The following is a 19,266-nucleotide window of genomic DNA, read 5'->3' on the forward strand; positions in this document are numbered from 1 at the left end:
TCGAGGGTGGGTGGATAGGCGGCGGTAACCGTTTGGTAACCCGCAATCTTAACCGGCCCGCCCGTCCACGCCCCACCCCCGGCGCCACGGCGCCAGCGCGCGTCAGCCGGCGCGGCAGATCTTCAACATGTTGGTGCCGCCCGGCGCGCCCATGGGCTCGCCGCAGGTGATCACATACAGATCGCCCTGCTGCACGATGTTGCGCATCTTCAGGTGGTTCTCGGCCTGCTCCAGAGCGGTGTCGCGGTCGGCGCTGGTGTCCATGAGCAGCGGGCGCACGTTGCGGAACATGGCCATGCGCCGCTGCGTGGCCACGCGGGGCGTGAGCGCGTAGATGGGAATGTGGATGCGGTGGCGGCTCATCCACAGCGCCGTGGAGCCGCTGTCGGTCATGGCCACGATGGCCTTGGCGCCCAGGTGGTGGGCGGTGAACAGCGCGCCCATGGCGATGGACTGGTCGATGCGCCCCGCCGTCTGGCCGATGAAGTCGGAGTCGCGGTCAACGTCTTCGGCGGCCTCGGCGGCAGCGCAAATCTTGGCCATCTCCAGCACTGTCTCCAGCGGGTACTTGCCCGCGGCCGTTTCGGCGCTGAGCATCACCGCGTCGGTGCCGTCCAGCACGGCATTGGCCACGTCGCTGACTTCGGCGCGCGTGGGCACGGGGTTGGTGATCATGCTCTCCATCATTTGCGTGGCGGTGATGACCACCTTGTCCATGTCGCGCGCCATGCGGATCATGCGCTTTTGCAATGCGGGCACGGCGGCGTTGCCCACCTCCACGGCCAGGTCGCCGCGCGCGACCATGATGCCGTCGGACACGCGCAGGATTTCCTCCAGGCGCGGAATGGCCTCGGCACGCTCGATCTTGGCGATCAGGCTGGGCTTGTGGCGGTATTCGGCCGCCGCCACGTTGCACAGCTGGCGGGCCATTTCCATGTCGGTGGCATTCTTGGGAAAACTCACGGCCACGTAGTCGGCCTGGAAGCTCATGGCGGTCTTGATGTCTTCCATGTCCTTGCCCGTGAGCGCGGGCGCCGTCAGGCCGCCGCCCTGCTTGTTGATGCCCTTGTTGTTGGACAGCTCGCCGCCCACCTTCACCGTGGTGTGCACTGCCTCGCCGCGCACGGCATCCACCTGCAGCACGATCAGGCCGTCGTTGAGCAGCAGCACGTCACCGGGCTTCACATCGCGCGGCAGCTCCTTGTAGTCCAGGCCCACGCCCTGCAGGTCGCCAGCTTCCGTGCGCGAAGCGTCCAGCACAAAGGGCCGGCCCGATTCCAGCATCACCCGTCCCTCGGCAAACTTGCCCACGCGGATCTTGGGCCCCTGCAGGTCGGCCATGATGGCCACCTCGCGTCCGGCACGCTGCGCAGCCTCGCGCACCATGGCTGCACGCTCCACATGGTCCTGCGCCCTGCCGTGGCTGAAGTTCAGCCGCACCACGTTCACGCCCGCGGCAATCATCTGTTCAAGCAGCTGCGGGCTGCTGGAGGCGGGGCCCAGCGTGGCGACGATCTTGGTGGCGCGGTAAATCTGCATGGCGATGGCCGTTCTGTGGATGTAATTAGGTTCCGATTCTTGCACGGCACCGGTTACAAACCGGTTCCAAAACGCATTTCAGTTTTCGCTGGCGCTGCGCATCACCCGCGACGCATGAGACTGGCGCGGCCCGGGCCGGGCGCGACGCGCCACAGGGGGTTGTTTCACTTCAACCACGCATCAGCGCCTCGATCTCGTCGGCCTCCACGGGTACGCCGCGGGTGATGAGCTCGCAGCCGCTGTCGGTGACGATGGCGTCGTCCTCAATGCGGATGCCGATGTGGTGGAACGCCTCGGGCACGCCCGGCGCCGGGCGCACGTACAGGCCCGGCTCGATGGTCAGCACCATGCCCGGGCGCAGGATGCGGCTGGGGCGGCTCTGGATCAGCTCGCCCGACAGCGGATCGCGGCGCTCGCTCACCTGCCCCACCTCGCCCGGCTCCACGTAGCTGCCGCAGTCGTGCACGTCCATGCCCAGCCAGTGGCTGGTGCGGTGCATGTAGAACTGAAAATATGCGCGCTGCTCGATCACGTCCTGCGCCGTGCCCACCTTGTCCTTGTCGAGCAGCCCCAGGTCCAGCAAGCCCTGCGCCAGCACGGCCACCGTGGCCTCGTGCGGATCGTTGAAACGGTTGCCGGCGCGCGTGGCGGCAATGGCTGCCTTCTGGCTGGCCAGCACCAGGTCGTACAGCGCGCGCTGCGGCCCGGTGAAGCGCCCGTCAGCCGGAAAGGTGCGCGTGATGTCGCTGGCATAGCCGTCCAGCTCGCAGCCGGCGTCGATCAGCACCAGCTCGCCAGCGCGCACGGGCGCGGTGTCGGCGCGGTAGTGCAGCACACAGGCATTGGCGCCCGCCGCCACGATGGAGCCATAGGCCGGGCATTGCGAGCCTTCTTCGCGGAAGGCGTGCAGCAGCTCGGCGTCCAAGTGGTATTCGCGCACATCCTGGCCGGCGCGCAGCATGCGGCTGCTGCGCTGCATGGCGCGCACATGGGCGCGGGCGCTGATGGCGGCGGCGCGGCGCATCAGGTCCAGCTCGTGCGGGTCTTTCACCAGGCGCATTTCATCGAGCAACGTGCACAGGTCGCCCTGCTGCGCCGGGCACAGCGCGCCGTGGCGCACGCGCGCGCGCACCTGGTTCAGCCAGCCCTCGACGCGCGCGGCCAGCCCGGCATGCGTGGCGAAGGGAAACCACACCTGGCTGCGGTTTTCCAGCAGGCGCGGCAGGCGCGCATCCAGCTCGGCCACGGAATGCGCGGCCTGCACGCCCAGATGGGCCACCGCCGCCTCGGGGCCCAGGCGGTAGCCGTCCCAGATCTCGCGCTCCATGTCCTTGGGCTGGCACAGCAGCGTGGCCTGGCCCTCGGCCGTGAGCACCAGCCAGGCGCCGGGCTCGGCAAAGCCGGTCAGGTAATAAAAGTAGCTGTCGTGGCGGTACAAAAAGTCGCTGTCGCGGTTGCGAGCACGTTCGGGGGCCGTGGGCACGATGGCGACGCCGCCAGCGCCCAATTGGGCCGCCAGACGCGCACGCCGCTGGGCGTAAATGGATGTCATGCGGCTATCGTACTGCCCCACCGCCGCGCGCCCGCAGCGGCGCGGCGACAACCCCGCGGCCAGCAGGCCCGGCGCCGCTCCTGCGCCCACCGCCTGCAGACGACTGCCGCACACGCGCTGTGTGCACCTGGGGAAGCCGACAAAGTGTCAAGGTGTTTTTGGACTCAAACCCAGGCCAGTCAAGCGCCAGACGCTCCTATTTTCAAGAAACCCAATCAGTCCAGGTTCAACGCCGCCAGGCGCTCGGGCGTGCCCACGTCCGTCCAGCGCCCGGTGTAGCGCTCGGCCGTCACCCGCCCGGCATCCATGGCGCGGCGCAGCAGCGGCGCCAGCGGCGCAGCCACGCCCTGCGGGTTGCCGGGGGTGATGTCGCACCACGGCGCGGTAAACAGTGCGGCGCGCAGCAGGGCAATGGTGCTGTAGGTGTAGCGCGGCGCCGCGCTGTCCGTCGGCAGGTTCAGCGCCCGGCCGTCCGGGGACAGGCCGAAATCGCCACGCGGGTTGTGCGCCGGATTGGGCACCAGCCAGATATGGGCCAGCGCTTCGCTGGCGGCAAAGCGCCGCACGGCAGCAGCCTCAAAGCGGAAGTCGGGCGCATACACATCGCCCGCGGCCAGCCAGAACACCGGCCCCAGCAGCGGCAGCGCGCGCGCAATGCCCCCGGCGGTCTCCAGCGCGGCGCCAAAGTCCTGCCCCTCGTGCGAGTACGTAATTGATAGCTGCTCACGCTTGTCCGACAAGGGCTGGGAGCCGAAATGATCACCAAACCTGGCGCTGATCTGCTCGCCCAGCCAGGCGGTGTTGACCACCACGCGCGGCACGCCGGCATCGGCCAGCGCCTGCAGATGCCAGCCCAGCAGCGGCTGGCCGCGCACCTGCAGCAGGGGTTTGGGGGTGTGGTCGGTCAGCGGGCGCATGCGCTCGCCGCGTCCGGCAGCCAGCAGCAGCGCCGGCGCCTGCGCGTCGCGGTCCGTCGCGGTGTCCAGAAAAGTAGGGGAGCCGTTGTGCATGGCGATGCACTGTAGCGGCTCGCGCACCGTCATATTTCCGACACGTGGACCGGTATGGACAGCCGCCGCCCAAGCCCGGCCGCGGGGGCGCCGGTAAAATCCGCGGTTTCTTTCACCAGAACACCGCCCCCTTTGCGGCGCCACTCCCTCATGGCCAACTCTCAACAAATGGCGAATGCGATCCGCGCACTCGCAATGGATGCCGTTCAACAAGCCAACTCCGGCCACCCCGGCGCGCCCATGGGCATGGCCGACATGGCCGTAGCGCTGTGGGGCCGACACCTTCGGCACAACCCCGCCAACCCGCAGTGGATGAACCGCGACCGCTTCGTGCTGTCCAACGGCCACGCCTCCATGCTGCTGTATGCGCTGCTGCACCTGACGGGCTACGACCTGCCCATCAGTGAGCTGAAAAACTTCCGCCAGCTGCACAGCAAGACCGCGGGCCACCCCGAGCACGGCATCACCCCCGGCGTGGAAACCACCACCGGCCCGCTGGGCCAGGGCATCACCAACGCCGTGGGCTTTGCGCTGGCTGAAAAGCTGCTGGCTGCCGAGTTCAACCGCGAAGGCCACCAGGTGGTGGATCACCACACGTACGTATTTTTGGGCGACGGCTGCCTGATGGAAGGCATCAGCCACGAGGCCGTGGCGCTGGCCGGCGCCTGGAAATTAAACAAGCTGATCGCGCTGTACGACGACAACGGCATCAGCATCGACGGCCAGGTGGCGCCCTGGTTCATCGACAACACGGCCCAGCGCTTTGCCGCCTGCGGCTGGAACGTGATCGACGCGGTGGACGGCCACGACGTGGAGGCCCTGGCCACCGCCATTGCGCAAGCCAAAACCAGCGCCGACAAACCCACGCTGATCGTCTGCAAGACGGCCATTGGCAAGGGCAGCCCCAACCGCGCGGGCACCGCCAAGGCCCACGGCGAGCCGCTGGGCGCAGAAGAGATCAACCTGACGCGCGCCGCCCTGGGCTGGTCGCACGAGCCCTTCTCCATCCCCGAATCGGTCTATGCCGACTGGGACGCCAAGGCCGCCGGCCAAGCGTTTGAAGCCGAATGGACGCTGCGCTTTGCCGCCTACGAGGCCGCCTACCCCGAGCTGGCCTTCGAGCTGACCCGCCGCATGGCGGGCGACCTGCCCCCGTCCTTTGCCCAGGTGGCCGTGGACACCGTGGTGGCCGCCCACCTCAAGGCCGAGACCGTGGCCAGCCGCAAGGCCAGCCAGCTGGCGCTGGAAGCCTTCACCGCCGCGCTGCCCGAGCTGCTGGGCGGATCGGCCGACCTGACGGGCTCCAACCTGACGAACACCAAGAGCACGCCCGCGCTGCGCTTTGACGGCAAAGGCCATGTGGTCAAGACCGAGGACGGCCAGATCGGCCGCCACATCAACTACGGCGTGCGCGAGTTCGGCATGGCCGCCATCATGAACGGCGTGGCGCTGCACGGCGGCTTCATCCCCTACGGCGGCACCTTCCTCACGTTCAGCGACTACAGCCGCAACGCCATCCGCATGGCCGCGCTGATGAAGCAGCGCGTGATCCACGTCTTCACGCACGACTCCATCGGCCTGGGCGAAGACGGCCCCACGCACCAGTCCATCGAGCACGCCGCCAGCCTGCGCCTGATCCCGGGCCTGGACGTGTGGCGCCCCGCCGACACCACCGAGACCGCCGTGGCCTGGAGCGCCGCCCTGTCCAACCGCAACCAGCCCACCGCGCTGCTGCTGAGCCGCCAGAACCTGCCCTACGCGCCCAAGAGCGACCTGGGCGACATCTCGCGCGGCGCCTACATCCTGTCCGAGCCCAAAGACATCGGCCTGAAGAAAAAGGCCCAGGCCGTCATCATCGCCACCGGCTCCGAGGTGCAACTGGCCCTGGCCGCGCAAAAGCTGCTGGCAGAGCGCAAGATCGCCGTGCGCGTGGTCTCCATGCCCAGCACCACCACCTTTGACCGCGAGGACGTGAAGTACAAGAAGCAGGTGCTGCCCGCGGGCCTGCCGCGCATCGCCGTCGAGATGGGCGTGACCGACTTCTGGTGGAAGTACGGCTGCGCTGCCGTGGTCGGCATCGACACCTATGGCGAATCCGCCCCCGCGCCCGTGCTGTTCAAGCACTTCGGCTTCACGCCCGAGAACGTGGCCGACACCGTACGTGCGGTGCTCAAGCGTGCGCGCTGATTCCACACGGTTTTCGTTTTTTGCAATCCTCCCTATCCAAAGGCTCACAACATCATGACCATCAAGATTGGCATCAACGGCTTCGGCCGCATCGGCCGCAACGTGCTGCGCTCGGCGGTGCAGAATTTTTCCGACATCGAAGTCGTTGCCATCAACGACCTGCTGGAGCCCGAGTACCTCGCGTACATGCTGCGCTATGACAGCGTGCATGGCCGCTTCAAGGGCGAGGTCTCGGTCGAGGGCAACACGCTGATCGTCAACGGCAAGAAGATCCGCCTGACGCAGGAGCGCGATCCCGCCAACCTGAAGTGGAACGAAGTCGGCGCCGACATCGTGATCGAATCCACCGGCCTGTTCCTGGACAAGGCCAGCGCCGAGAAGCACATCGCTGCCGGCGCCAAGAAGGTGCTGATGTCGGCTCCGTCCAAGGACGACACGCCCATGTTCGTGTTCGGCGTGAACCACAAGACCTACGCCGGCCAGGCCATCATCTCCAATGCGTCCTGCACCACCAACTGCCTGGCCCCCGTTGCCAAGGTGCTGCATGACAAGTGGGGCATCAAGCGCGGCCTGATGACCACCGTGCACGCCGCCACCGCCACGCAAAAGACCGTGGACGGCCCCAGCAACAAGGACTGGCGCGGCGGCCGCGGCATTCTGGAGAACATCATCCCCAGCAGCACCGGCGCCGCCAAGGCCGTGGGCGTGGTGATCCCCGCGCTGAACAAGAAGCTGACCGGCATGTCCTTCCGCGTGCCCACCTCTGACGTGTCGGTGGTGGACCTGACCGTCGAGCTGGAAAAGGAAGCCAGCTACGACGAGATCAAGGCCGAGATGAAGGCCCAGTCCGAAGGCGCCCTGAAGGGCGTGCTGGGCTACACCGAAGACAAGGTGGTGGCCACCGACTTCGTGGGCGAGACCTGCACCTCGGTGTTTGACGCCGAAGCCGGCATTGCCCTGGACAAGACCTTCGTGAAGGTCGTTTCCTGGTACGACAACGAGTGGGGCTACTCCAACAAGTGCCTGGAGATGGTGCGCGTGATGGCCGGCAAGTAAGCCGCCAAACTGCATCAACCCTGCACACCAACGCGCCCTCGGGCGCGTTTTTTTGCGCCTGCAAATAGGCAGCGCCCACAAAAAAGGCCGCAGGCACATCGCGTACCTGCAGCCCTGGTTTGTAGCCAAATATGGCTTTAGCGCTTACCCATCAAGCGCTGGCAGCTATTGATTCAATAGCTGCCGATCACTCCGCCGTGCGGATGGTGTCGCGGCCGTTGCGGTCCTTGGCGCGGTCGAGGTCGTCGCCCAGCACGCGCACCATCTTGTCCACTGCACCGGTGAAGGCGTCGGCCACCTTCGCTGCCTCGGCGTGCACCGCCACGGGCTGACGGCCAGCGGGGCGTGCTTCGATCACGCAGCGCTTGTCGGCCGTGCCGGACTTGCCGCCGTCCAGGTCGGACAGGAACACCTCGATGCGCGTCACATGGTCGCGAAAGCGCGCCAGCTTGGCAGCGGCCTCTTCTTGAATCCATTGGGCCAGCGATTCACCACCCTGGATGTGGTCGTCGGTATGCACTTGAATCTGCATGATTTCTCTCCTTCTAGAAAATGATTCCAATAACGTCAGTCGGGGCATGACTTCCCCATTGCATCCATCATGCCGCAGCAAGCGAACAAGAAATTGACACCCCCCGAGTATCGCCGCCCTCGCCACCCGCGCCGCGGCCCGCTCCTACACGCGTCGCACTGCAGAGGCGTTACAAAATAAACATGACTGTCCTGCCCCACTGGCTGCAGCAAGGTGCAGCCGCAGCGCCAATGCCCTCGCCCGCGCGCCTCAAGATCGGCCTGTCGGCCTGCTTCTCGCACGCCGACCCCGGCCGCCCGCTGTTTACCAACAAGACGCTGCAATACGTGGAGCAGTCCATCGCGCACTGGATCATGTCGGCCGGCGCGCTGGTGGTGATGGTGCCCTGCCCCACCGGCGAGACCGCGCGCGGCGACGTCACCCTAAAGCACTACGCCGAGTGGCTGGACGGCGTGGTCATGCACGGCGGCGCGGACGTGTGGCCCGGCAGCTACGGCGAGGTGCCGCTGCACGACGCCTGGCTGGGCGACCGCGTGCGCGACCTGTACGACCTGGCCGTGGTGGAGGCCTTCGAGCAGGCGGGCAAGCCCATCTTTGGCGTGTGCCGCGGGCTGCAGCTGATCAACGTGGCCTTTGGCGGCACGCTGTACCAGGACATCGAGACGCAGCACCCCGGCGCGCTGCAGCACCGCAACGCCAGCGCCTACGACCAGCATGTGCACGAGGTGGACATCGTGCCCGGCACGCAGATGGCGCGGCTGTACCCGGGGCAGCCGCGCGTCACTGTCAACAGCATCCACCACCAGGGCATCAAGCGCCTGGCGCCGGGCTTTGACATCGAGGCCTGGAGCTACCCCGACGCCGTGCCCGAGGCCATCCGCCGCAGCGCCAGCCAGGGGCGCGGCTACATCGCAGCCACGCAGTGGCACCCGGAGTTTCGCAGCACCAACGCGGCCCTGCTGGACGACACGCCGCTGCTGCACGACTTTCTGGCCGCCTGCAGCCAGGCCCGCGCGCGCCCGCATCCGGGGCGCAGCCCGCTGCACATCCGCGACCGCGCCGAGCGCCTGCTGCGCCGCGCGCTGCTGCGGCAGCGGTGAATCAGTCGCTGGCCGCTACGTCCTCATCACCATCAGGGAAGAGCGTCTCGTAGGTGGGATCGGCGTATTCCCAGTCAATGTCGCAGCTGTCCACGTAATCGCGCACCGCCTCAAAATCGCAATGGGGTTGCACATTGATGACGAAAAACTTGGCGCCATCGCCCTCGTAGCCGCAACCCATCGCCTGCAGCCGATCCAGCACGGCACGCGCTTCGGCCGACTCCTGGATCGATTCCTTCATGAAAATACGCAGCGTGCGGTGACCCGACTTCTGCACGACACGCGTCACATAAGGCCGCGGGTCGTCTTCGTACTTCGGCTCGGCTTCGAAAATGTCCTCGAAGGAAATGCCATAGGCAAAGAACGGGTAGTTCTGCAGCTGGTAGCGATTTCCCCCCAACGGCTTGGCCCAGGGGCATTCGACATCCACCTCGTCCGTATCGTCGTAGGTTTGTTCAATCACCACCTTGACGACCTCGTCGCCGTTATCCAGCTGCTGATTGCTCATCTCTGGGCCTCAATGGTGATGCCCGTGCCCGCCGTGCACATGACGGTGGGCGATTTCCTCCGGCGTGGCAGCGCGCACCTCGGTCACCTTGCAGGCAAAGCGCAGGGCCTTGCCGGCCAGCGGGTGGTTGCCGTCCAGGTGCACCACGGGGCCCTTGATCTTGACCACGTTGAAGACCTGCGGCTGGCCGTCAGCGCCCGGGCCCTGCAGCTGGCCACCCACCTTCACGCCCGGCGGAAATTCGGCCTTGGGGATGGTGCGCACCAGCGCTTCGTCGCGCTCGCCAAAGGCGTCGGCCACGGCCAGGTCCACGGTGGCGGCATGGCCCACGGCCTGGCCGTCCAGTGCGGCCTCCACCTTGGCAAAAATATTGTCATAGCCGCCGTGCAGGTAGGCGACGTGGCCCGCGTCCAGCGGCTTGGCGGTGGCGGGGTCGGTGATCTTGTAGCTGAGCGTGACGGCGGTGTCTTTGGTGATGTGCATGGCTGATTCGGATTGAAAGCGGCTGCGATTGTCCCGCAAGCGCAGCCCCGCAGCTTCAGGTCGCCTTATGCCGCGATCGGGGTAAGGCCTCAGGCCTGTGGCACCTCGTCGGTCTGCGCGCCCGGGTGGCGCGCAAAGCGCCGCGGCGCGCTGCCGTGCACGGGGTCGCTGCTATCCCAGGGCCAGCCGCCAAACTGGGTGCGGCGATAGTCCTGCATGGCCTGCATGATTTCCTGCTGGGTGTTCATCACGAAGGGGCCGTACTGCACCACCGGCTCGCCAATGGGGCGGCCCTGCAGCAGCAGGCATTCGACGGCGTCGCTGCCGGTGTTGAGCAGTTCCAGCGCGCGGCCCGGCACCACCTCCAGCGCTGCATGGCCGGCCTGCGCCTGGCCCCCGACCGTGAGGCCCTGGCCCACAAACCAGTACAGCATGCGGCGCGTGCCCTGGCCGCGTACGGCGGGCAGCGTCCAGCGGGCGCCGGGTTCCAGGTGCAGCGTCCAGACGGCCACATCGGCATCGTGCTGCGCGGCCCAGGACTCGGGCGGGGGCGGCAGCGGTGCGCCCGCGCCGTCCAGCGCACCGGCAATCACGGTGACCGTGGTGCGCCGGCCGGCAGCGTCGGCCTGCACCAGACGCGGTATGCGCTCGTTCCAAAGCATGGTGAAGTGCGGCTGCGCCATCTTCTGACGGGCGGGCAGGTTCAGCCAGATCTGGAACAGCTCCAGCGGGTTGGACGCGTCGGTGTTCAGCAGCGGAAACATCTCCGAATGCATGATGCCCGCGCCCGCGGTGACCCACTGCACATCGCCGCCGCCAAAGCGCGCAGCTGCGCCCAGCGAGTCGGCATGGTCGATCAGCCCCTTGCGTACCAGCGTGACGGTCTCAAAGCCCCGGTGCGGGTGGCCGGGAAAGCCGGGCACGCTCTCGCCGTGGTACATCGAAAAGCCGTCCTTGCGGCTGAAGTCGCTGCCCATCTGGCGGCCCTGCAGTTCGACGGCCTGCACGCCCATGGCGCCATTGCCCGCGGGGTAGGCGTCGTCGTGGTGGGCACAAAACAAAAACGGATCGAGCGTGGGCCACAGGGGGCCAAGCGGCTGGGTGTGCAGGACGGGGCTGTCGGGGGTGTGCATGGGGGCCTTTCTGGGGGTGGTTGTGTGGATGGCAGGTTACGCGCCTGGTGCAGCAGATGCGGCCACAGGTCGATTCGGCCAGCGGGCTTGAGTGCAACACTGCGGCCCAGCCGTGGAACACCGGCCCTGCAAAATACAAGCCAAATCTGCCTCCATCCCTTATCTGTCAAGCGCTAGCAGCTATCGTTTGATGAGCACACAAACGATGCACCCGCCAGCGCACGCAACTGCTGGTGCGCCGCGCTGTCCAGATCCACGGGGCGCTGGTTCTTGGCCTGCAGGTAGCGCTCGGTAAACACCTCCAGCCAGGCCAGCAGCAGCGCGGCTGCATGCGCATCGCCCGCCTGCGCCAGGCACAGGGCCGCCACCTCGGCGGTGCAGAAATGGTCGCTGCGCGTGGAGCGGCGCAGCCGGTAGCGCGAAGCCTCGTCGCTGTGCAGGCTCAGCACTGGAAAGCGGTCCAGGTACGGACTTTTGCGGAACATCTTGCGCGCCTCGGGCCAGGTGGCGTCCAGCAGCACGAACAGCGGGCGCGGGCCGTGCGGCGCAGCGCCGGCCGCCACCACCTCCGCCTGCGGCGCTACCGCCCGCACCACGCGCGCGGCATCGGCAAATTCACCCGGAAACACCACATACGGCTGCCACTGCGGGTCGGCCAGCAGCGCCAGCAGGGCCGGATCGACCTCGGTGCGCGTCCAGCCAAAGGCGTAGGTGTGCGGCACCAGGTCGGCAATCAGCCAGCCGGTGTTGCTGGGCTTGAGCGGCTCGATGTCCGCCATCAGCAGGCACATGCCCGCATGCACCACCGGCTGCGGGCGCAGCGCGCATTGGCAGTGGCTCAGCGGCAGGCGGCAGCCTTCGCAGCGCTCGCGACGCGAGCCGCCGCGCGCCAGAAACGGCTTGGCGCTGCGGGCCAGGCGCGCAGCGCGCAGCAGTGAAACGGCATGGGACATAAAAGGCGGCGCACGCCCGCAGCGGGCGCACACGGGTGGCGTCAAGGCGGCGATTGTCGGGCATGGGCGCCGCGCGGCGGCGCTGCCTCGTCAGGGTAAGCCCTGGCATCGCCAAACGATTGTTTTACCCATTGAAATTTAAAACATCGGTTTTGACCGACAACTCCACTCACACCTAAATTCCATGACAAATCACGTTTCAACCAAAGAAACAAACACCATGTCCTCGCCCAATTCCAACGCCCGCCCCAAGGCCGTGGTGAACCACCTGCCCGGTGGCAGCACGTCCACCGTGGAGCGCGCCATGCGCGTGCTGCGGGTGATGTCCGAGGGCGGCAATGCGCGCCTGACCGACATAGCAGCCGCGGCCGATCTGGACAAGGCCACCACGCTGCGCCTGCTGGAGGTGATGGTGCGCGACGGCTTTGTGGCGCGTGATGCGCAAAGCAAGCAGTTCTCGTTGGGGCCCGAACTCATGGTGCTGGGCGCGGCCGCGCTGCGGCGCTTTGACCCGCGGCCGCTGGCGCGCCCCAGCCTGCTGCGGCTGGTGGGCCAGTTTGAGGACAGCGCGGTGCTGTCCATCCCCAGCGGCGTGGAGTCGCTGTGCATTGACGTGGAAGACGGCACCTACCCCATCCGCGCCAACTACCTGCGCGTGGGCAGCCGCCGCCCGCTGGGCGCGGGCGCAGGCAGCCTGGCGCTGCTGGCCTGGATGCCCGATGCCGAGCGCGAGGCGGCGCTGGAAATTTTGGCCAGCCAGATGAGCCGCTACCCGCGCATCACCCCCGCGCTGCTGCGCGAGCGCATTGCCGATGCGCGTGAACGCGGTTACGTGGTGCTGCTGGACGTGGTGGTCGAGCGCATGGGTGGCATTGGCGTGCCCGTGCTCGACCCCGAGGGCCGCCCCGTGGCCGCCCTGAGCATCGCCGCGCTGAATGACCGCATCCTTGCGCGCGAGTCCGCCATGGCGCATGCGCTGATCCACGAATCCACTGTGTGCCAGGTGCGCTGGTCCGAGGCCATGCGCACCAGCCGCCGGCAGGCGGGCACACCCCCACAGCCCCCATCCCTGGAGACATTGCGATGACCTCACCCTCCCCCGCCTGGCTGCGCGGCGCGGGCAGCACCCCCTTTGGCCGCCACGAAGGCCGCGGCGCGCTCGATTTGATGGCCGACGCCGCGCGCCAGGCGCTGGCCAGTGCCGATTTGGCGCGTGCCGACGTTGACGGCGTGCTGTGCGGCTATGCCACCACGCTGCCGCATTTGATGCTGTCCACGCTGTTTTGCGAACGCTTTGGCCTGGCGCCGCACTACGCGCACAGCATGCAGCTGGGCGGCGCCACGGGCGCGGCCATGCTGATGGCGGCGCGCGAGCTGGTGCGCGCGGGCCGCTGCCGCAACGTGCTGGTGGTGGCGGGCGAGAACCGCCTCACGGGCCAGTCGCGCGACAGCTCCATCCAGACCCTGGCCCAGGTGGGCGACGCCGACTACGAGGTGCCCAACGGCGCCAGCGTGCCCGCGTATTACGCGCTGATGGCGTCCGAATACATGCACCGCACGGGCGTCACCAGCGCCGACCTGGCCGAGTTCGCGGTGCTCATGCGCGCCAACGCCGCGCGCCACCCCGAGGCGCACCTGCGCACGCCCATCACCCATGCCGAGGTGCTGGCCGCCAAACCCATCGCCGCGCCGCTGTCGCTGCTGGACTGCTGCCCCATCTCTGACGGCGCCATGGCGTTCGTCGTCTCTGCCGACCCAGGCCCCCACACCGCCGTGCGCCTGGCGGGCGCTGGCCAGGCGCACCGCCACCAGCACCTCACCGCCATGGCCGACGTGATGCAGTGCGGCGCGGCCGACGCCGCCACCCGGGCCTTTGCCGAGGCGGGACTGACCCCGGCGGACATCGACTACCTGGGCATTTACGACTCGTTCACGATCACGCTGGTGATGCTGCTCGAAGAGATTGGCTTTGCCCCACGCGCCGGCGCCGCCGCACGGGCCCGCGCGGGCGACTTTGCGCCCACCGGCGCGCTGCCGCTGAACACGCACGGCGGCCTGCTGTCGTTCGGCCACTGCGGCGTGGCGGGCGGCATGGCCCACACCGTGGAGGCCTGGCGCCAGATGACGGGCCAGGCGGGCGAGCGCCAGATCCGGGCGCCACGGCGCGCCTTCATCCATGCCGACGGGGGCGTGATGTCGTCCCACGTCAGCCTGATTCTTTCAACGGAGGGCTGATCGCCATGACCTCGCTGGCAACCCCTTTCAACGACAGCCTGCGCGCGGGCGTGGTGCGCTTTCAACGCTGCGCCGCCTGCGGCCATGCCCAGACCCTGGCGCGCTACGCCTGCCAACGCTGCGGCCACGACCGGCTGGACTGGCGCGACGCCGCTGGCACCGGCGCCGTGTGCGCCGCCACGGTGGTGGCGCGCGCGCCCTCGGAGGACTTCCGCGCGCTGGCGCCCTACACGCTGGTGATCGTGCAGCTCGACGAGGGCCCGCGCCTCATGGGCCACGCGGCCGCGGGTGTGCAGATCGGCGAGCGCGTGCGCGCCGAATTCTTCGAGCACCAGGGCCGGCCGCTGCTGCGCTTCGTGCCAGATGAAGCAACACCCCCCTGAGACGCTTCGCGTCCTCCCCCCGCTCTCGCATTGCTGCGCAACGCGGGCAGGGGGACGCAGCCCTCGCTGCGGGGCGGCCCTTGCTCGGCTGCCCTGGTTTCGGTTGCGCCAGTTGCATCGGCCGCGCTTTTCATCCATCGACTGAAAGATCACAAGGAGACAAACCATGCCATTCACCTCTTTACACCGCCGCCGCTTCACGGGCCTGGTCTGCGCCGCGCTGTGCGCCGCTGCCTCGCCCTTCGCCTGGGCCAACGACTACCCCAACAAGCCCGTGAAGCTGGTCGTGCCTTACCCGCCGGGCGGGCCCACCGACATCGTGGCGCGCGTGGTGGCGCAAAAGCTGCAGGAGCAGATGGGCCAGCCCTTCGTGATCGACAACCGCCCCGGCGGGGGCGCCAACATTGGTGCCGAGGCCGTGGCGCGCAGCCCCGCGGACGGCTACACGCTGGTGGTGGCCACCACGGTGCATGCCATCAATCCCTCGCTGTTCGCCAAGCTCAGCTACTCCATCACCAAGGACTTTGCGCCCGTGTCGCAGCTCACCAGCGGGCCGCTGGTCATCGTGACCCACCCCGCCACGCCCGCCAACAACGTCAAGGAGCTAATCGCGCTGGCCAAGTCCAAGACCGGCGGGCTCAACTACGCGTCGTCTGGCAACGGCCAATCCACGCACCTGTCGGCCGAGCTGTTCAGCGCCATGGCCGGCGTGAAGATGGCCCATGTGCCCTACAAGGGCAGCGCCCCTGCGCTCACGGACGTGATGGGCGGCCAGGCGGATCTGATGTTCGACACCATGCTCTCGTCCATGCCGCATGTGAAGGCGGGCAAGCTCAAGGCGCTGGCCGTGACCAGCAGCCAGCGCTCGCCCAGCGCGCCGGACATCCCCACGGTGGCCGAGTCCGGCCTGCCCGGCTACGAGGCCATCGCCTGGAACGGCGTGCTGGCGCCTGCCGGCACGCCCAAGGAGGTGGTGGACCGCCTGAACGCCGAACTGAAGAAGGCGCTGGACAACCCCGAGGTAAAGCAGCGCTTCGAAGCCCAGGGCTTTGCCGCCGCCTGGAACACGCCCACCGCCTACGCCGGCTTTCTGCAGGCCGAGGTGGACAAGTGGGGCAAGGTGGTCAAGGCCTCGGGCGCAAAGATTGACTGACCCCCTGAGGCGCTGCGCGCCTTCCCCCTGAAAGGGGGACGCAGCCCTCGCTGCGGGGCGGCCCTTGCTCGGCTGCCGCGCAGGGGGTTGCGCCAGTTTCACGGTTTGCGCGCCATGACCATGGATCACTGAGACACACGTAACCACCATGCAAGACCTTCTTACCTCCGCACTCAATCCGCGCTCGGTCGCCATCGTCGGCGCCTCCGAGAACATCCACAAGATCGGCGGCCGCCCTATCCACTACATGCAGCGCCACGGCTACCGGGGCACCATCTATCCCATCAACCCGGCGCGCGAGGAAGTCCAGGGATACAAGAGCTACGCCGGCCTGGCCGCGCTGCCCGAGGTGCCCGACCTGGCGCTGATTGCCGTGGGCGGCGACAAGACCGTCGCCGCCGTGGAGGAATGCGCCGCGCGCGGCGTGAAGGCCGCGGTGGTGATCGCCTCGGGCTTTGGCGAGACGGGCCCCGAAGGGCGCGCGCTGCAAGACCACATGGTGGCCACCGCGCGCGCCGCGGGCATGCGCCTGTACGGCCCCAACACGCAGGGCCTGGCCAACTTTGGCACGGGCGCCATCGCGGGCTTTTCCACCATGTTCATCGAGGTGCCGCCCATGGACGGCCCCGTGGGCGTGGTGAGCCAGAGCGGCGGCATGAGCTCCATGATCTACGGCCTGGTGCGCGGGCGCGGCCTGGGCGTGCGCCATGTGCACGCCACGGGAAACGAGGCCGACGTGACCGCCGCCGAGATGGCCTGGGCCGTGGCGCACGACCCCGACGTACGGCTGCTGCTGCTGTACCTGGAGAGCATTGCCAACCCCGACATGCTGGCCGCCACCGCCGCCTATGCGCGCCAGCGCGACCTGCCCATCGTCGCGGTAAAGGCCGGGCGATCGGCCAGCGGGCAGAAGGCCGCGTCGTCCCACACGGGCGCGCTGGCCAACGAAGACCGCACGGTGGACGCCTTCTTCAAGCACCACGGCATCTGGCGTGTGCGCGACCCGCATGAGCAGGCGCGCGCCGCCCACGCCTACCTGAAGGGCTGGCGCCCCGAGGGCCGCCGCCTGGTGGTGATCAGCAACTCAGGCGCCAGCTGCGTGATGGGCGCCGACGCCGCCGAAGACATGGGCCTGCAACTGGCACAGCTGAGCCCCGCCACGCAGGCCGACGTGGCCTCCAAGCTGCCGGGCTTTGCCACTGCCAGCAACCCCATCGACGTCACCGCCGCGCTGCTGTCCAACAGCGGTTTGTTTGGTGACGTGCTGCCCGCCGTGGCGCAGGACCCGGCGGCCGACCTGTTCTTTTTGAACATTCCCGTGGCCGGCGCGGGCTACGACGTGGAGCGGTTTGCGCGCGACGCTGCGGCCTTCGAGGCCGCTACGGGCAAGCCCGTGGCCGTGGCCGCGTGGCAAGAGAGCGTGGCCGCGCCCTTTCGCGCCCACGGCATCGCCACCTTCCCCAACGAGGGCGAGGCCATCGCCGTGCTGGCCCAGGTGGCCGGCCACACAACGCTGATGCGCCAGCCGCGCGCCACCTGGCCCGCATTGCCCCAGGTGCAGGTGCCTGCCGACGCGCAAGGCTTTCTGAACGAGGTGGACAGCCTGGGCCTGCTGGCGCGCCACGGCGTGCCCACGGTGCCCATGCACCTGTGCCGCACCGCCGACGAGGCGCGCGCGGCGTTTGACGCCATCGGCGCGCCCGCGGTCGTCAAGGCCTGCTCGGCCGAGGTGCCGCACAAGTCCGAGCACGGGCTGGTGGCCCTGAATGTGCAGACGCGCGAGCAGGCGGCCGAACTGTTCGAGCGCTTTTGGGCCCAAATGGATGCGATGGGCGTGCAGCGCGACGGCGTGATCGTGGCGGCCACGCGCAAGGGCCAGCATGAGTTTATGGTGGGCGCGCGCATGGACCCGATCTTTGGCCCCGTGGTGGTGGTGGGCGACGGCGGCAAGTACGTGGAAGCGCTCAAGGACTGCGCCGTGCTGCTGCCCCCGTTCTCCGAGGCCGACGTGCAGGCCGCGCTGCGCACCCTGCGCATCGCCCCGCTGCTGGATGGCGTGCGCGGCGAGCCGCCGCTGGACGTGGCAGCCCTGTCGCGCATCACCGTGGCCGTGGGCCAGGTGATTGCGGGCGCGGGCGGCGCCATCGCATCGCTGGACTTGAACCCGGTGATGGTGAGCGCCGCAGGCCAGGGCGCCGTGGTGGTGGATGCGCTGGTGGAAGTATCAAAAACATAGCTGCTTGCGCCTACTGAATAAGCGCTAGAGCCACTTGTGGCCTGATTAGGTAGATGTTTCAGATCCCCGTCATTCCGGCGAAAGCCGGAATCTACCGTTGCGATCAGTGCGTGACACCTGGATTCCGGCCTTCTCCGGAATGACGGGGTAATTTATGTCAAGCGCTCTCTGAAATATGTCGCCAAATAGGACTTTTGGCGCTTAATCAGCGCCCCGCGTCAACCCCGCGCCGGAATCTGCAACCCCCGCTGCACGGCGGGGCGCGCCTCGAACGCGGTCAGCACGCGCTGCACCTGTGCGAAGGCATCAAAGCCCACCAGATCGCCCGCGCCGTAAAAGCCCACCAGGTTGCGCACCCAGGGGAAGATGGCCATGTCGGCGATGGTGTAGTCGCTGCCCATGATCCAGTCGCGGCCGGCCAGGCGCTGGTCTAGCACGCCCAGCAGGCGCCGCGATTCGGCCACGTAGCGCGCCAGCGGGCGCTTGTCCTCGTAGTCCTTGCCGGCAAACTTGTGAAAGAACCCCAGCTGGCCAAACATCGGCCCCACGCCGCCCATCTGCCACATCAGCCATTGCAGCGTCTCGTAGCGCGCGGCGCCCTGGGGCAGAAAGCGGCCGGTTTTCTCGGCCAGGTAAATCAAGATGGCGCCGGACTCGAACAGCGCCAGCGGCTGGCCGCCCGGGCCGTTGGGGTCCAGGATGGCCGGGATTTTGTTATTGGGGTTGAGCGCCAGAAACGCCGGCGACAGCTGATCGTTGTTGTCAAAGCTCACCAGGTGCGCCTCGTAGGGCAGCTGCATTTCCTCCAGCGCGATCGACACCTTCACGCCGTTGGGCGTGGCCAGGGAATACAGCTGCAGCCGGTCGGGCTGACGCGCGGGCCACTTGGCGGTGATGGGGTGGACTGCAATGGGGTGAGTAGTGTTCATGATCAATCCTTCACGAGGCCGCAATCGACCACCAGGTTCTGCCCCGTAACGGCGCGGCCCCAGGGCGACAGAAAAAACAGCACCGCGTCGGCAAACTCGGCCGGCGTGGTCACGCGGCGCAGCGGGGTCATGCTGGCGATGAGGTCGAATACCGCCTCGGGCGTGGCGCTGCTGGCGTCGGTGGTGCGCAGCAGCCCGCCCGACACCATGTTGACGGTGATGCCATGCGGCCCCAGGTCATGCGCCGCCGTGCGCGTGAGCGACAGCAGCGCCGCCT

General features: G+C 68.1%; 18 protein-coding genes. 8 read left to right on the forward strand and 10 right to left on the reverse strand.

What is annotated here, in order from left to right; translation table 11 throughout:
* Positions 1-102 precede the first annotated feature (102 nt).
* From pyk to AB7E35_RS08080, 3 genes are all read right to left on the reverse strand, one after another.
* Complete coding sequence (gene pyk, locus AB7E35_RS08070) at positions 103-1,539, reverse strand: pyruvate kinase (RefSeq protein WP_428163149.1); 1,437 nt, start codon at positions 1,537-1,539, stop codon at positions 103-105.
* Positions 1,540-1,708: 169 nt separating this feature from the next.
* On the reverse strand, positions 1,709-3,091 hold the full coding sequence (locus tag AB7E35_RS08075; protein WP_428163150.1) for an aminopeptidase P N-terminal domain-containing protein: 1,383 nt from the start codon (positions 3,089-3,091) through the stop codon (positions 1,709-1,711).
* A gap of 215 nt (positions 3,092-3,306) precedes the next feature.
* Positions 3,307-4,101 carry a nucleotidyltransferase family protein gene (locus AB7E35_RS08080; protein WP_428163151.1) on the reverse strand — a complete coding sequence of 265 codons (795 nt, stop codon included), beginning with the start codon at positions 4,099-4,101 and terminating at the stop codon, positions 3,307-3,309.
* A gap of 150 nt (positions 4,102-4,251) precedes the next feature.
* On the opposite strand from AB7E35_RS08080, the gene tkt reads away from it, so the two are divergent.
* Both tkt and gap read left to right on the forward strand, forming a co-directional pair.
* Complete coding sequence (tkt, locus tag AB7E35_RS08085) at positions 4,252-6,288, forward strand: transketolase (RefSeq protein ID WP_428163152.1); 2,037 nt, start codon at positions 4,252-4,254, stop codon at positions 6,286-6,288.
* Between the two features lie 54 nt (positions 6,289-6,342).
* The gene (gene gap / locus AB7E35_RS08090; RefSeq protein WP_428163153.1) at positions 6,343-7,344 is read left to right on the forward strand and encodes a type I glyceraldehyde-3-phosphate dehydrogenase; all 1,002 of its coding nucleotides are present in this window, start codon (positions 6,343-6,345) and stop codon (positions 7,342-7,344) included.
* A 187-nt stretch (positions 7,345-7,531) separates the two neighbouring features.
* Here gap and AB7E35_RS08095 read toward each other — a convergent pair whose 3' ends face one another.
* On the reverse strand, positions 7,532-7,876 hold the full coding sequence (locus AB7E35_RS08095; protein WP_428163154.1) for an HPF/RaiA family ribosome-associated protein: 345 nt from the start codon (positions 7,874-7,876) through the stop codon (positions 7,532-7,534).
* Positions 7,877-8,058: 182 nt separating this feature from the next.
* Here AB7E35_RS08095 and AB7E35_RS08100 point away from each other — a divergent pair, with 182 nt between their 5' ends.
* Positions 8,059-8,976 carry a gamma-glutamyl-gamma-aminobutyrate hydrolase family protein gene (locus tag AB7E35_RS08100; RefSeq protein WP_428163155.1) on the forward strand — a complete coding sequence of 306 codons (918 nt, stop codon included), beginning with the start codon at positions 8,059-8,061 and terminating at the stop codon, positions 8,974-8,976.
* 1 nt (position 8,977) lies between these two features.
* On the opposite strand, the gene AB7E35_RS08105 is transcribed toward AB7E35_RS08100, so the two are convergent.
* The 4 genes from AB7E35_RS08105 to AB7E35_RS08120 form a co-directional block, all read right to left on the reverse strand.
* Positions 8,978-9,484, reverse strand: a complete 507-nt coding sequence (locus AB7E35_RS08105; protein WP_428163156.1) for a DUF4265 domain-containing protein — start codon at positions 9,482-9,484, stop codon at positions 8,978-8,980.
* 9 nt (positions 9,485-9,493) lie between these two features.
* On the reverse strand, positions 9,494-9,967 hold the full coding sequence (locus AB7E35_RS08110; protein ID WP_428163157.1) for an FKBP-type peptidyl-prolyl cis-trans isomerase: 474 nt from the start codon (positions 9,965-9,967) through the stop codon (positions 9,494-9,496).
* Between the two features lie 89 nt (positions 9,968-10,056).
* Positions 10,057-11,100, reverse strand: coding sequence for a pirin family protein (locus AB7E35_RS08115; RefSeq protein ID WP_428163158.1), 1,044 nt, complete (start codon positions 11,098-11,100; stop codon positions 10,057-10,059).
* Positions 11,101-11,273: 173 nt separating this feature from the next.
* Positions 11,274-12,053: a tRNA-uridine aminocarboxypropyltransferase gene (locus AB7E35_RS08120; RefSeq protein ID WP_428163159.1), complete on the reverse strand. Its 780-nt coding sequence runs from the start codon at positions 12,051-12,053 to the stop codon at positions 11,274-11,276.
* Between the two features lie 220 nt (positions 12,054-12,273).
* Between AB7E35_RS08120 and AB7E35_RS08125 the strand changes: the two genes are divergently transcribed.
* From AB7E35_RS08125 to AB7E35_RS08145, 5 genes are all read left to right on the forward strand, one after another.
* Complete coding sequence (locus AB7E35_RS08125) at positions 12,274-13,140, forward strand: IclR family transcriptional regulator (RefSeq protein ID WP_428167380.1); 867 nt, start codon at positions 12,274-12,276, stop codon at positions 13,138-13,140.
* A complete protein-coding gene (locus AB7E35_RS08130; RefSeq protein ID WP_428167381.1) occupies positions 13,137-14,288 on the forward strand; it encodes a thiolase family protein in 1,152 nt (383 codons plus the stop codon). The genes AB7E35_RS08125 and AB7E35_RS08130 overlap by 4 nt, the downstream gene beginning before the upstream one ends.
* A gap of 5 nt (positions 14,289-14,293) precedes the next feature.
* Positions 14,294-14,671: a Zn-ribbon domain-containing OB-fold protein gene (locus tag AB7E35_RS08135; protein ID WP_428163162.1), complete on the forward strand. Its 378-nt coding sequence runs from the start codon at positions 14,294-14,296 to the stop codon at positions 14,669-14,671.
* 166 nt (positions 14,672-14,837) lie between these two features.
* Positions 14,838-15,824: a tripartite tricarboxylate transporter substrate binding protein gene (locus AB7E35_RS08140; protein ID WP_428167382.1), complete on the forward strand. Its 987-nt coding sequence runs from the start codon at positions 14,838-14,840 to the stop codon at positions 15,822-15,824.
* 148 nt (positions 15,825-15,972) lie between these two features.
* Positions 15,973-18,060 carry an acetate--CoA ligase family protein gene (locus AB7E35_RS08145; RefSeq protein WP_428164431.1) on the forward strand — a complete coding sequence of 696 codons (2,088 nt, stop codon included), beginning with the start codon at positions 15,973-15,975 and terminating at the stop codon, positions 18,058-18,060.
* Between the two features lie 218 nt (positions 18,061-18,278).
* Here the strand turns inward: AB7E35_RS08145 and AB7E35_RS08150 are convergent, their stop codons facing one another.
* Together AB7E35_RS08150 and AB7E35_RS08155 are read right to left on the reverse strand one after the other, a co-directional pair.
* The gene (locus AB7E35_RS08150; RefSeq protein ID WP_428164432.1) at positions 18,279-18,989 is read right to left on the reverse strand and encodes a glutathione S-transferase N-terminal domain-containing protein; all 711 of its coding nucleotides are present in this window, start codon (positions 18,987-18,989) and stop codon (positions 18,279-18,281) included.
* A gap of 2 nt (positions 18,990-18,991) precedes the next feature.
* Positions 18,992-19,266, reverse strand: a 275-nt coding sequence (locus AB7E35_RS08155; RefSeq protein WP_428167383.1) for an SDR family oxidoreductase, incomplete at its 5' end; no start/stop codon positions are given.

It is taken from the genome of Diaphorobacter sp., from assembly GCF_050251835.1.
Classification (GTDB): domain Bacteria; phylum Pseudomonadota; class Gammaproteobacteria; order Burkholderiales; family Burkholderiaceae_C; genus JBFXIE01.

Coding starts and splice junctions, on each gene's coding strand:
- pyk (WP_428163149.1), bottom strand. CDS start 1,539: ATGCAGATTTACCGCGCCACCAAGATCGTCGCCACGCTGGGCCCCGCC.
- AB7E35_RS08075 (WP_428163150.1), bottom strand. CDS start 3,091: ATGACATCCATTTACGCCCAGCGGCGTGCGCGTCTGGCGGCCCAATTG.
- AB7E35_RS08080 (WP_428163151.1), bottom strand. CDS start 4,101: ATGCACAACGGCTCCCCTACTTTTCTGGACACCGCGACGGACCGCGAC.
- tkt (WP_428163152.1), top strand. CDS start 4,252: ATGGCCAACTCTCAACAAATGGCGAATGCGATCCGCGCACTCGCAATG.
- gap (WP_428163153.1), top strand. CDS start 6,343: ATGACCATCAAGATTGGCATCAACGGCTTCGGCCGCATCGGCCGCAAC.
- AB7E35_RS08095 (WP_428163154.1), bottom strand. CDS start 7,876: ATGCAGATTCAAGTGCATACCGACGACCACATCCAGGGTGGTGAATCG.
- AB7E35_RS08100 (WP_428163155.1), top strand. CDS start 8,059: ATGACTGTCCTGCCCCACTGGCTGCAGCAAGGTGCAGCCGCAGCGCCA.
- AB7E35_RS08105 (WP_428163156.1), bottom strand. CDS start 9,484: ATGAGCAATCAGCAGCTGGATAACGGCGACGAGGTCGTCAAGGTGGTG.
- AB7E35_RS08110 (WP_428163157.1), bottom strand. CDS start 9,967: ATGCACATCACCAAAGACACCGCCGTCACGCTCAGCTACAAGATCACC.
- AB7E35_RS08115 (WP_428163158.1), bottom strand. CDS start 11,100: ATGCACACCCCCGACAGCCCCGTCCTGCACACCCAGCCGCTTGGCCCC.
- AB7E35_RS08120 (WP_428163159.1), bottom strand. CDS start 12,053: ATGTCCCATGCCGTTTCACTGCTGCGCGCTGCGCGCCTGGCCCGCAGC.
- AB7E35_RS08125 (WP_428167380.1), top strand. CDS start 12,274: ATGTCCTCGCCCAATTCCAACGCCCGCCCCAAGGCCGTGGTGAACCAC.
- AB7E35_RS08130 (WP_428167381.1), top strand. CDS start 13,137: ATGACCTCACCCTCCCCCGCCTGGCTGCGCGGCGCGGGCAGCACCCCC.
- AB7E35_RS08135 (WP_428163162.1), top strand. CDS start 14,294: ATGACCTCGCTGGCAACCCCTTTCAACGACAGCCTGCGCGCGGGCGTG.
- AB7E35_RS08140 (WP_428167382.1), top strand. CDS start 14,838: ATGCCATTCACCTCTTTACACCGCCGCCGCTTCACGGGCCTGGTCTGC.
- AB7E35_RS08145 (WP_428164431.1), top strand. CDS start 15,973: ATGCAAGACCTTCTTACCTCCGCACTCAATCCGCGCTCGGTCGCCATC.
- AB7E35_RS08150 (WP_428164432.1), bottom strand. CDS start 18,989: ATGAACACTACTCACCCCATTGCAGTCCACCCCATCACCGCCAAGTGG.